13 protein-coding genes are annotated in these 12,285 nt (G+C 62.5%); 10 read left to right on the top strand and 3 right to left on the bottom strand.

The annotated features are described in order from the left end of the window. Window positions 1-83 precede the first annotated feature (83 nt). Entirely contained in the window at window positions 84-791 is a 708-nt protein-coding gene (locus tag LB552_RS16135; RefSeq protein WP_224608140.1) for a 4'-phosphopantetheinyl transferase, read from the bottom strand. 454 nt (window positions 792-1,245) lie between these two features. On the opposite strand from LB552_RS16135, the gene LB552_RS16140 reads away from it, so the two are divergent. The 10 genes from LB552_RS16140 (at window position 1,246) to LB552_RS16185 (ending at window position 11,256) form a co-directional block, all read left to right on the top strand. Then, window positions 1,246-2,775, top strand: coding sequence for an ABC transporter substrate-binding protein (locus tag LB552_RS16140; protein ID WP_224608142.1), 1,530 nt, complete (start codon window positions 1,246-1,248; stop codon window positions 2,773-2,775). Between the two features lie 111 nt (window positions 2,776-2,886). Further along, a complete protein-coding gene (locus LB552_RS16145; RefSeq protein WP_224608144.1) occupies window positions 2,887-3,828 on the top strand; it encodes an ABC transporter permease in 942 nt (313 codons plus the stop codon). Further along, the gene (locus LB552_RS16150) at window positions 3,828-4,691 is read left to right on the top strand and encodes an ABC transporter permease (RefSeq protein WP_224608147.1); all 864 of its coding nucleotides are present in this window, start codon (window positions 3,828-3,830) and stop codon (window positions 4,689-4,691) included. Before LB552_RS16145 ends, LB552_RS16150 begins: the two co-directional genes overlap by 1 nt. Next, the gene (locus LB552_RS16155) at window positions 4,691-5,908 is read left to right on the top strand and encodes an amidohydrolase/deacetylase family metallohydrolase (RefSeq protein ID WP_224608150.1); all 1,218 of its coding nucleotides are present in this window, start codon (window positions 4,691-4,693) and stop codon (window positions 5,906-5,908) included. The genes LB552_RS16150 and LB552_RS16155 overlap by 1 nt, the downstream gene beginning before the upstream one ends. 8 nt (window positions 5,909-5,916) lie before the next feature. Beyond that, window positions 5,917-6,924 (top strand): ABC transporter ATP-binding protein, encoded by a 1,008-nt coding sequence (locus LB552_RS16160; RefSeq protein ID WP_224608206.1) that lies wholly within the window; start codon window positions 5,917-5,919, stop codon window positions 6,922-6,924. Beyond that, the gene (locus LB552_RS16165) at window positions 6,921-7,916 is read left to right on the top strand and encodes an ABC transporter ATP-binding protein (RefSeq protein WP_224608153.1); all 996 of its coding nucleotides are present in this window, start codon (window positions 6,921-6,923) and stop codon (window positions 7,914-7,916) included. Before LB552_RS16160 ends, LB552_RS16165 begins: the two co-directional genes overlap by 4 nt. 15 nt (window positions 7,917-7,931) lie before the next feature. Continuing rightward, window positions 7,932-8,423, top strand: a complete 492-nt coding sequence (locus LB552_RS16170) for a RidA family protein (RefSeq protein ID WP_224608156.1) — start codon at window positions 7,932-7,934, stop codon at window positions 8,421-8,423. Window positions 8,424-8,447: 24 nt separating this feature from the next. After that, window positions 8,448-9,647, top strand: coding sequence for an aminotransferase class V-fold PLP-dependent enzyme (locus LB552_RS16175; RefSeq protein ID WP_224608160.1), 1,200 nt, complete (start codon window positions 8,448-8,450; stop codon window positions 9,645-9,647). 63 nt (window positions 9,648-9,710) lie between these two features. After that, window positions 9,711-10,526 (top strand): IclR family transcriptional regulator, encoded by an 816-nt coding sequence (locus LB552_RS16180; protein WP_224608208.1) that lies wholly within the window; start codon window positions 9,711-9,713, stop codon window positions 10,524-10,526. A gap of 523 nt (window positions 10,527-11,049) precedes the next feature. Further along, complete coding sequence (locus LB552_RS16185; protein WP_224608162.1) at window positions 11,050-11,256, top strand: hypothetical protein; 207 nt, start codon at window positions 11,050-11,052, stop codon at window positions 11,254-11,256. 6 nt (window positions 11,257-11,262) lie between these two features. Here LB552_RS16185 and LB552_RS16190 read toward each other — a convergent pair whose 3' ends face one another. Both LB552_RS16190 and LB552_RS16195 read right to left on the bottom strand, forming a co-directional pair. Then, complete coding sequence (locus LB552_RS16190) at window positions 11,263-11,751, bottom strand: invasion associated locus B family protein (RefSeq protein WP_224608165.1); 489 nt, start codon at window positions 11,749-11,751, stop codon at window positions 11,263-11,265. Between the two features lie 171 nt (window positions 11,752-11,922). Then, window positions 11,923-12,285 (bottom strand): autotransporter outer membrane beta-barrel domain-containing protein (locus LB552_RS16195; protein ID WP_224608168.1); only part of this gene is annotated, 363 nt, incomplete at its 5' end.

Here is a 12,285-nt window from a genome sequence, read left to right on the forward strand (position 1 = left end):
TCGGACGTTATTCAGCAACAGCACCGTTCAATCCAATGGAGCACCAGGCTCGGATCACTGAGTGCTTGCTGGCCGCGTGGCTGTCAAGGCGCGGAGAGAGCAAAACACGAGAACAACGTGCCATGGCTGCTGCCGAACCGGCCGTCGAAAGTATCGGCCGCTACAAAGCGGCTTGACGAAACGATCACGGCTTTCGCTGCGTGTCTCTCCACGTCAAGTTCCACGCGAACATCCCGAAACGCCAAAAAGCGCCGGTTGAGCGGGAAATGCATTTTGTAGAAAGCTTCCTTTATGACGAACAGAAGCTTTGGAAGATCGTAGCCCAGCCGCGCTTCGATCACGTCCCGCTCGTTCAGTTCCGAAGTGTGCGTCACCAGTTTCGCCAGTTCGCCGGAAAGCGAAGAATTTTCTTCGATGTCGATGCCGATGCCAAGATAATCGGCGGACAATCCGACTGCGACAGCGCACAGGCTTCTGGTGTGAGAGATTGAACCGACGGCACCTGTCGGCCAGATCGGCGCTCGATCGGGCCCTATCGGAATCACGGTTTCAGGAATGCCTAGGCCCCGGAGGGCCTTCCTTGCATAAAGGCGTCCAGCCCGAAACTCACGCCGTCGCGCCGGTACAACATTGCCCAGATGTGCTTCCTCTTTGAGCGGCAGGTCCCGATCGGCTGGTTTGAAATCACCACCCTCGATGCCGATATCATCGGCCACCAACTCCCGAAAAGATGCCACGAACTGGGCGGCCGAACAGTCGCTGCGGATGTCCGACCCAACAGGCAATACCATTTCTTTGCCGGCCCCAACCGCAGTCCTTTATGCTGTCTAGCCTTATACCAGAACGTCGACGCAAAGTCGCCAACGACATTCATTTAGCAGAGGTCACCCGGCCGTTCGCTGGGCCATGGTGGGTCGGGACGAGAGCTCGGCTGGCGCGGCGACGTTAAGAATCTGGCGCGGAGCCGAATGGATAGCCAGTCGCAGCGGACGGCAATAGTTGCCGGGTAGTGCGTAATGAACCGGCCTTCAAACCGGAAGCAGCTTTATATCGACACATCCACCTCCCGTCCGCTTGCGGCTGACTTTGTGCGATCGACCCGGCAGGGACAGCTTCTGGCGCAAACTCGCCTGTTTGCCCCGAGACCAGCAATGGCTTCGCCGCTTGACGCGACGAGCCATCGGCGTAAGCTTAGTGCGTAACTAAACTATATATTCCATAAAAATGGAACCTGGAGGAGAACGAATGAAGCGCGTACTGCAAGTCGTCGCGTCGTTCGCCGCATTGCTGCCGGCGCTGGCATGGGCTGAACCGCAGAAGGGGGGAGTGATCGACGTCGCCACCGTCGGCGAGCCTCCGACATTGGATCCAATGGCATCGACCGCCGATCTGGTCGGCATCATCACCCAGCACATTTACGAGACGCTTTATACGTTCGACAACAAGTGGGGCATCACGCCGCTCCTGGCCGCCGACATGCCCACGATATCGCCGGACGGCCTGACTTACACGATCCCGCTAAGGACGGGCGTCAAGTTCCACGACGGTTCGGATATGAGATCGGCCGATGTCATGGCCTCGCTGAAACGCTGGATGAAGGTGGCGACGCGCGGCAAGCAGGCGGCGGACGTCATAAGCTCACTCGACGCCCTCGACGAGAAGACGGTCAAGATTACACTGAAGAAACCCTACGCGCCGCTGCTGTCGCTGCTGTCGTTGAACAATGCGGCGGCCATCATCATCCCCTCTGAGAATGCCGACGAAGATCCGCTGACAAAGTTCATCGGAACCGGGCCTTACATGCTCAAGGACCGTAAGCCGGATCAGTTCATCCAACTCGCCCGCTTCGATGGCTACAGGTCCCGCGACGGAGAGCCGGATGGCTATGGTGGGGCGAGGAAACAATATCTGGACGAAATTCGCTTCGTGCCGGTTCCGGATCCCAATACGCGCGTCGAGGGCGCCGTCGCCGGCCAGTTCGCCTATGCCGATTCTCTTCCTGTCGAATCCTACGACAAGATTTCCGGCGGCAAGACAAAGCCGCTTATCCTGAAGCCGTTCGGCTGGCCCGTGTTCGTGATGAACACCAAACAGGGGCTGAATTCCGACATCCGTATCCGCAAGGCCATCCAGGCGGCGCTGGCGCCTGAGGATATGCTGCTCGCCGCCTTCGGGTCCAAGGATTTCTATGCGGTCGATGGTGCCATGTATCCGGAAGGCTTCGCCTGGCATTCGAACACAGGTACCGAGGCCTACAAGCCCCAGGGCGACACCGAGAAAGCCGCCGCACTGCTCAAGGACGCCGGCTATGACGGCAAGCCGCTGCGCATCCTGACCAGCCGCCAGTACGAGTTCCACTACAAGATGGCACAAGTGGCTCAGGCCTATCTGGAGCAGGCCGGCTTCAAGGTCGAGCTCGATGTCGTCGAATGGGCGACACTGACCAAGAACCGCACCGATCCGGCGCTGTGGGACATCTACATCACCCACAGTCCGTTTCTCGCCGAACCGTCGCTCAACGGCTTCATGTCCGACAACACGCCTGGCTGGTGGTCGAGCGATGCGAAGCACAAGGTGCTCGATGCCTTCAACTCCGAGACCGACCCGGCCAAGCGCGCCAAGCTCTACGAAGACGTGCAGAAGGTGATCTACGACGAAGCGGCGGTTTACAAGGTCGGCGATTTCAACGCGCTCGCTGCCGAGGCGCCGAACCTCAAGGGCGTCACGCCGGCGCCCTGGCCCTATTTCTGGAACGCTTACCTGGAAGGCAAATAGCCAATCCCCTGCCTTCCCGCTCCGTCGCGGGAAGGCAGCCTGGCATGATCCGGGAGGCGCCGCGGTCCGGCGGCCATTCCCGCAAAACCGGCCCCGGAGATATCAACGCGGATGCTGCGCTCGGTTCTCAACAGGCTCCTCGGCATGATCGTGGTGATGGCGCTGGTTGCCACCATCGTCTTCGTGATCGTGCGGGTGACGCCGGGCGACCCGGCCGCGGTCATGCTCGGTCCCGACGCTACGGCCGCCGACATCGCTACCCTTCGCACCAAACTGGGACTTGATGGTTCAATCCCGCAACAGTTCTTGCACTACCTCGCCGGGGTTATGCAGGGAGATTTCGGCCAGTCAATCTTCCTCAAAGAGCCGGTCACCACGGCACTCCTCCAGCGCGCCGAACCAACTTTCTTTCTGACCGTGTTCTCGCTCATGATCGCGACTGTGATCGCCCTGCCCGTCGGCATCCTATCCGCCTACAGGCGCGGCTCGCTTTTCGACCAGGCGGCCACCACGATCGCCATGTTCGCGGCCAGCGTGCCGAGCTTCTGGCTCGGCCTGCTGTTCATCCAGGTCTTTGCCGTCAGGCTCGGCTGGTTCGACACGTCGGGATATGGCGGACCCGGCGCCTCGTTCGGCGATCGCATCGCTCATCTCATGCTGCCGGCGCTGGCGCTCGGCCTTGTCAGTTCGGCCCTGATCACGCGCTTCACGCGCGCCTCGATGCTGGACGTTCTCAACGACGATTACGTCCGCACCGCGCGCTCCAAGGGCATGAGCGAGTGGCGCGTGGTGCTCAAACACGCGCTGAAGAATGCGCTTATCCCTATCCTCACCGTGATCGGCCTGACGGCGGCGCTGCTAATTTCGGGAGCCGTCGTCACCGAGACCGTGTTCGGCCTGCCGGGGGTCGGCAGCCTCGTCGTCTCGGCGGTGCTGCGGCGCGACTATCCGGTCATCCAGGGCGCGCTGCTGGTCATCGCTGGCCTTTACGTGCTGGTCAATTTCGTCATCGACATGCTCTACATCCTCATCGATCCGCGGGTGCGCTACTGATGGCCGCGATCGCAACCCCGCTGCAGCAGGAGCCCAACCTTCTGTCACGGCTGCTCGGCCGCCCGACGGCGGCGGTGGGGCTGGCCCTGCTCGTCGTCATCGCACTGGCGGCGATCCTGGCGCCGATCATCGCGCCCTATGCGCCGACCAAGCTTTCGATCGCCAGCCGGCTGCATCCGCCAAGCCTCGAGCATCTGTTCGGCACCGACGATCTCGGCCGCGACGTGTTCACGCGCATGCTCTATGCCGCGCGCACCTCCCTCTCCGTCGGCTTCTCAGTCGTCGTCTTTTCATCGGCGATCGGCATCGTCCTTGGTCTGATGGCCGGCTTCTTCAGGAAGCTCGACACCCCGCTTTCGCGGCTGATCGACGCCATGATGGCGTTTCCCGATATTCTGCTTGCCATCGCCCTGGTGGCGGCACTCGGCGCCACGGCAGTCAACGTAGTTGTCGCGCTCGGCATCGTCTACGCGCCGAGGCTGGCGCGGGTCGTGCGCGCCTCAACGCTGGTGATCCGCGAATTGCCCTATGTCGAAGCGGCGCGCGCGCTCGGCGTGCCGACGCCGGTCATCCTGGTGCGTCACGTGCTGCGCAACGTCGCCTCGCCGATCCTGGTGCAGGGAACCTTCATCTTCGCCAACGCCATCCTGGCCGAAGCCGGGCTATCGTTTCTCGGTGTCGGCATCTCTCCCGACATCCCGACCTGGGGCACGATGATTGCGGTCGGCCGTCAGTACATGGACCAGGCCGGCTGGATCATGATGTTCCCCGGCGCTGCCATCGTCATCACCGTGCTGGCCCTGCAACTGGTTGGCGACGGCCTGCGCGACCTTCTCGATCCCCGTCTGGCAAAGGACATCTGATGTTCGGCAATCGTTTTCTCGAAATGAAGCAGCCGCTGCTGATTAGGGGCGCCAGGCCCGTGGCGTTCGGCGATCGTTTCGGTCCCGCCATCGACGTGCTCGTCGACAAGGACGGGCGCATCGCGGAGATCGGCTCGATGATTGGCGCCGGCGACGACGTCAAGGTGGTGGAGGCGAACGGCGCCTTCCTGTCGCCCGGCTGGACCGATCTGCATGTCCATGTTTGGTATGGCGGCACTGATATCTCCATTCGGCCCCAGCAATGTGGTGCCGCGAGCGGCGTCACCACCATGGTTGACGCAGGCTCTGCCGGCGAGGCGAATTTCCACGGCTTTCGCGAATTCATCGTCGAGCCGGCACAGGAGAACATCTACGCATTCTTGAACATCGGCTCGATCGGGCTTGTCGCCTGCAACCGGGTGAGCGAACTGATCGACATGCGCTCGATCGACATCGACCGAACCATCGCCACCATCGAAGCCAACCGCGACGTCATCGTCGGGTTGAAGGTGCGGGCAAGCCACGTCATCACCGGCGGCTGGGATCTGACGCCGGTCAGGCTGGCCAAGAAGCTCGGCCGCATCGTCAAGCTGCCGGTGATGGTGCATGTTGGCGAGCCGCCGCCGCTCTATGACGACATTCTCGGCCTGCTGACCGAAGGCGACATCGTCACCCATTGCTTCAATGGCAAGGCCGGCGGCTCGATCCTCGAGGATGACGATCTCTACCGTCTGGCCGAGGACGCGGCGTCGCGCGGCATCGTGCTTGATGTCGGCCATGGCGGGGCATCCTTCTCGTTTGATGTCGCCAAGGCCGCTCTGGAACGCGGCCTGCCGCCGAAGACGATCTCGACCGATCTGCACAACCGCTCGCTCGACGGTTCCGTGTGGGACATGGCGACGACCATGTCGAAGCTTCTGCCGCTGGGCATGGCGTTCGAGGACGTAGTGACAGCGTCGACTGTGGCACCACGCCGGGCCATCCGACTGCCAGCCGACAGCTTGCTGGAAAAGGGCAAGCCGGCGGAATTCACATTGTTCGAACTGGCCGATGCCGAACTGACGGTGAAAGACTCCCAGGGTGCGACGAGCGTGCTGCACCAGCTGTTCGAACCGCGCTACGCAATATTGGGCGCGAACGCGATACCTGCCCACCGGCATGTGCCCGCCACGGATGCCGGTGACGGCGCTTGTCCTCATTGCGGATGGAAAGCTTGAGCGAGGCGCTGGCCCAGAACACGATCCTTTCGGTCCAGGACCTCAAGGCCTGGTTCGTGACCCGGCGCGTCACCGCCAAGGCGGTCGACGGCGTCACCTTCGAGCTAAAGCGAGGCGAGACGCTGGCCGTGGTCGGCGAATCCGGTTCGGGAAAATCGGTCACCAGCTTGTCGATCATGGGGCTGCTGTCGAAGCCGGGCCGTATTGCCGGCGGCAAAATCCTGTTTCGCAACCGGGCCGGCAAAGTCGACGATCTCGCAGGCTTCACGGCGAAGGATTTCCGCCGCATCCGCGGCAAGGAGGTCGCGATGATCTTCCAGGAGCCGATGACCAGCCTCAACCCGCTCTATAGCGTCGGCGACCAGATCGGCGAGATGATCGCGCTGCATGAACCGGTCGGCCGGCAGGAAGCGCGCAAGCGGGCGCTGGAGATGCTGCGGCATGTGGAAATTCCCGATGCCGCATCGCGTCTCGATGATTATCCGCATCAGATGTCAGGAGGCATGCGCCAGCGCGTGATGATTGCGATGGCGCTTGCCTGCAATCCTTCGCTGCTGATTGCCGATGAGCCGACGACGGCGCTCGACGTGACGATCCAGGCTCAAATTCTTGATCTCTTGCGACGGCTGCAGCAGCAGTTCGGCATGTCGATCCTGTTCATCACTCACAATCTCGGTGTCGTCGCCGAGATCGCGCACAACGTCGTGGTCATGTATGCCGGCCGCGTCGTCGAGCAGGCGCCCGTCAACGATCTGTTCGCGCATCAGCGCCATCCCTATACGCGCGGCCTGCTCGCCTGCACTCCCAATGCGGCGCGCGACGTCGATGCGGCCGGCGAGCGCAAAATACTCTATTCCATTCCCGGCAGCGTGCCGGCGATCACCGCCCTGCCGCCCGGCTGCGCCTTCGAGCCGCGCTGCGATTACGCAATCGCCCCGTGCCGGGCCGCCCCGCCACCGTTGATGCCGGCGGGCTCGGCAGGGTTCTCCCGCTGCATCCGGAGCGCCGAACTATGATTGCCGACGCTGAAACCAACGACACGACACAAGCAGCCCCCCTGCTCAGCGTCCAGGCACTGACAAAGCGGTTTCCCGCGCGCAACGGCCGTGTCGTGCACGCCGTGGAGGACGTCAGTTTCGAGGTCAAGCGCGGCTCGACGGTCGGTCTGGTCGGTGAATCCGGATCCGGCAAGACCACCGCCGGTCGCGCCATTTTGCGTCTGATCGAGCCGACCAGCGGCAAAGCCCTGTTCAATGGCGTCGATCTCTTCTCGCTGTCGGCGCGCGAGATGCGCGCTTATCGGCAAAAGCTGCAGATCGTCTTTCAGGACCCTTTCTCCAGCCTCAATCCGCGCCTGCGTGTCAGCGCGATACTCGGCGAAGCTCTCGACGCGCGCGGCTATTTGCGTGGCAAGGCGCGGCAGGACCGCATTGCCGAGCTTCTTGCGCTTGTCGGCCTCTCACCCGATCATGCCTCTCGCTACCCGCATGAATTTTCAGGTGGCCAGCGCCAACGGATCGGCATTGCCCGGGCACTTGCGGTGGAACCAGAATTCATTGTTGCCGACGAGCCGGTTTCGGCGCTCGACGTCTCGGTGCAGGCCCAAGTGCTCAACCTGATTGGCGATCTGCAAAAGCAGCTTGGCCTGACGCTGCTGTTCATCGCGCATGACCTGTCGGTGGTTGAATATTTGTGCGACGAAGTCGTCGTCATGTATCTCGGCCGGGTGATGGAGCGTGGTCCAAGCAGGCTGGTCTATGCGGCGCCACGGCATCCCTACACCAGGGCGTTACTGGCAACCGCACCGGTGCCGGATCCAACGCGCATGCGCGTTCGGGTCCCGCTCCTGGGCGATATTCCCAGCCCGATTGATCCGCCATCGGGCTGTGTCTTTCGCACTCGCTGTCCGGAAGCGATCGAAGCCTGCGCCGCGGCAATCCCGCCGGTCTCGCCCATCGGCGGCGGACATCATGTGGCCTGCATTCGCCACGACCAAAGAAATGACTGACTGGAGTTCGCTTACATGACTTTTTCCGAGCCGATGAAGCGATCGGAAAGCTCGCCCAATGACCGCCTGAAGGCGCTGGGCATCACCCTGCCCCAGGCACCACCTCCAATCGCCAATTTTGTCACCCACGTTCAGGAAGGCAAGCTTCTGTTCCTGTCCGGTCAGGGGCCGACCGAGGCTGACGGCATGCAGTACACCGGCAAGGTCGGCGGCAACGTGACGGTGGAGCAGGCCTATGCACATGCACGGCTGACCGGTATCAACCTGCTTGCCGTGATACGATCCGCGCTCCACGACTTGAGCCGTGTGCGGCGTGTGGTGAAACTGCTCGGCATGGTCAATGCCGTGCCCGATTTCGCCGACCATCCTGCCGTCATCAATGGCTGCTCGGATCTGTTCATCGACGTCTTCGGTCCGGCCGGAATTCACGCGCGATCGGCCGTCGGGCACGGTTCGCTGCCTGGCCAAATCACCGTCGAGATCGAAGCCATCATCGCCATCGATTGAATTCCCACTAAGGAGAGCACCGCCATGCCGATTGAGGACATTCGTCGCCGCCTTGGCTTGAGACCGGTCATCAATGTTTCCGGCACGATGACTGGGCTCGGCGCCTCCATCGTGGTGCCGGATGCCGTCGAAGCAGTGGCGGCGATCCTGAGCGAATTCGTCGAAATGAGTGACTTACAACGTCGCGCCAGCGCCGTGATCGCCGACCTGACCGGCGCCGAAGCCGGCTTTGTCACGGCGTCCTGCTCGGCGGCGATCAGCCTGGCGGTGGCAGCCTGCATGACCGGACCTGATCTGGTCGCGATCGAACGCCTGCCCGACGCGGCCGGGCTGAAGGACGAGGTGGTCATCCAGTCCGGCCATATGGTGAGCTACGGCGCGCCTATCGAGCAGGCGATCCGCATTGCCGGAGCCAAGGTCGTGCCGGTCGGCCAGGCGACAAGTGCCGCGGCCTATCAACTCGCCGGCGCCCTTACCGAAAACACCGCGGCCGCCGTCTACGTCGTGTCACACCACGTGGTGGGCTACGCGCAAATCCCCTTGAACATTTTCGCCGAAGTGGCCCACGCGCGCAACGTACCGGTGATCGTCGATGCGGCGTCGGAATACGACCTGAAGGGCTTCCTGGCCGATGGAGCCGACCTGGTTCTTTATTCCGGTCACAAGTTTCTCGGCGGCCCAACCTCGGGCATCGTTGCCGGATCCAAGGCAAGGGTGCGCGACGTCTATCTGCAAAATCGCGGCATTGGCCGCGGCATGAAGGTGGGCAAGGAAGGCATCGTCGGCGCTGTGGCGGCACTTCAGGCATGGAAAACACGTGACCATGACGGCATCCGCGCCCGCGAACGCAAGGCGCTCGACTGCTGGGTCGAGGCGCTCGATGGCCGACCGGGTATAATCGCCGAAATCGCCCCGGATCCGACCAAAAATCCGCTCGATCGCCTGAAAGTTTCCGTCAACCCTGCTGAAGCCCGCATTGCCGCCTGGGATCTGGCCGACCGCCTGGCTGCCGGCGACCCTCCGGTCGTCGTGCGCGACCATGAGGTCGAGCACGGCTATTTCTTCCTCGACCCCTGCAATCTGCATCCGGGTGAGGAGCTTGTCGTGGCAAAGCGGCTGGCCGTGGAACTGGATCAGGCGCGCAAGTCGAACGTGATGGCCGCCATGTCCTTTGAGGAGCGCCTGCGCGCACGGGAAGCGGCGATCCTGAAATGGCCGGATTGATGTATCAGGTATCGCAAACAGCCATCCCGTTCTACACTCGCCTTGAGAAAGATGTCCGAACCAATGACCAGGATAGTGGCCCAAATCGAAGCGGCGCCAATTGCGGCGCCTGAGCCGCGCCGCTCGCGCACCAGCGGCATCGACCGGGCGCTGCAGATCCTCGATTATCTGCAGAAGGTGGAGCGACCGGCGACCGCCTACGAGATCGCCCGCGACATAGGCGCGCCGCTGTCGACCATCTATGTGATCGTTGACGACCTGGTGGAGAAGGAGTTGCTTGACCGGCAGGACAACGGGCTCCTGTGGCTCGGGCCTCGCCTCTACCACTATGGTTTGACCTATGCCCGCACCCTTGATCTTCTCAACGTCGCGATCCAGGAGATGCACGAGCTCGCCCAGAACTCGGGCGAGACCATCCAGATTTGCGGGCGCGATGGCGATCACATGGTGGTGCTCGCCATGAAGGAGGGCAAGGACCACTTCCAGGTGACCTCGCGCGTAGGCACTCGCAGCCCCCTCAACTGGACCGCCTCCGGCCGCATGCTGGTCGGCCACTTGCCGGAAGAGGAACGCCGCGCCATTTTTGCGCGCTCCGCAACGGCTTCCCCGACCGGCCGAGCCGAAACGGATGAGAAGGTGCTGGCGAGCACGGCCGCCGCGGCGCTCGAACAACGCCTCTCGATCCAGGCCGGTGAATCCGACTTCTCTGTGGCCTGCATCGCCGCCCCCATATGCGACGGCGAGGGGGCTTGCAGGGCGACGATCTCTATCGTGGTTCCCGATATCAAGCTGAAACAGAAGAACCCGGATCTGATCCATCTGGTCAAAGCTAGCGCCTCGCGCATCGAATCACGGTTGGGCTGGCGCAGTGTAAGGTGACCAACAACGGCGACCGATCGGCATCGCACGCGCGTCCGTCATTGCTGGCAACCGCGCCTCGACCTGGACTAGACGCCAAGACAGCGCTGCAGCAGGTCCAGTTGACTCCTGAGCTCGGCGGCCGGCACTTCGTGGGCGATATGGCCGCTGCTTTTAATATAGACGCGGCTCGCGAGCGCGAGCGTCGCGGCTAGGTCCTGCTCCACCACACGATCGTCTGCCCTGCCAGCGCCGGTTTGAGGCCGAGCGCACCCTGTCCCTGGTGCCACTTCCGGTTCACCGAGCCGCCTTGGTTCAACGCGCCGCGAGCATTTTCACGCCGCTCTTGCGGAACGCTTACCCTTTGCCCTTGTGAGCAAAGAGATACTCCCCGCTCAACAGGTGTGCGCGATGGCGCGTACTCTCCTGGACGCTAGGGCAATCCGCTACATATTTAAAGATCGGGCAGCTGTCGGAGGAGACCGCGTCGATACACGATTGTTGACCAAGGCATGACCCGCTGATTTCGGGATGGAGGAAGGCCGTGGAAGATCCCGCAGGCTCTGCGCCCAATATAGCTGAGTTCGTCATTCACAAGGTTCTGGACACGTTCGAATACTCCGACCGCGGCGCGGTGGTCACGATGGTTGATCCGCAGGGTGCATGCATCCGTCTCCACGTCACCATCGTCACCGGAGACCTGCTTTGCGAACACATTGCCGAAGCCCTGGAGCAGCGATACGGGAAATAGAAACGTCTACTTCAACAGTGCCACCGTCCTGTCGACCGCGCTGGGGAAGCCGTTCAGCGAGAGCGCCAGATTGGTCTCCTTGCCGCCGTCGGCGACCACCTTGACTTTGAGGCTTTTGCCTTCACGAAGGGTCGCCAACGTATCGGTATCAAAATTCAGATCCACCAGGCAGCCGCCGGGAAGGCAGGTGCGGAAGCGCAGCGGCGGCAGGGTCGGGCCGTCATCGATCTGCAGCGTCACGCCCTGGTCGAGCGCCAGGCCGAACGGCAGCACCAGCGTTCCCTGGACGGCCTCTGCGGCCGGGCGCAACTCCATCGCCACCACGCGCTGACGCGACTGACTGTCGGTCTGCTCCTGCGACAGCGCGCAGACTTTCACGTTGGTGCCGTTCTGGGCGGCAAGATTGCAAGAGACGGCCCAGTCGCCATGCCCTTCCCTGAGTGAGGTCGCCCCTCCGGGCAGAGCCGCGGTTTCTTGCGCGAATGCGGCTGCCATTGAGAGCAGGCTTGCCGCTACCAGAGTGACACGTCCAATTCGTCTGTTTCGTTTCATCTCGTTTCCATCTCTCAAAAAGTCGGACCGCCGGGAATGCGAACTACAGAGAATGCGCACAACAGCGCGCATTGTATTGCTTAACCAAGCTATGCCGGTGCCTCGTCGATGCCGCTACCAGCGCACGCTGAAGCCGAGCTTGCCGCTGATGACATTGCTCTCGCCAAAGCTCGCCAGGCTGGTCCTGGCCAGCGCCTCGCCATAGACCGAGTATTTGCCGTCGCCGAAGTCGAGCGAGCCGCCGAGACCGACGCCGCCCCAGAATTTCTGGTTCTGGCTGGAAAGCTTGACGCCCGAGACATCGACATCGGTTCCGCCGAGGAAGTCGTAATAGAGGTTGGCGATGCCGTAGACATGCGCCCGGCTCACCTGGCCGGCGCTGTCGGCCCACTGGTCCTCATAGTCGGCCGAGATGCCGAGGCGGCCGATCAGGCTGTCGCCGCTGCCGGGCGACACGATCGTGCCGAACGGATCGGT

Source organism: Mesorhizobium sp. CA7 (assembly GCF_020165015.1).
In the GTDB taxonomy this organism is placed as follows: domain Bacteria; phylum Pseudomonadota; class Alphaproteobacteria; order Rhizobiales; family Rhizobiaceae; genus Mesorhizobium.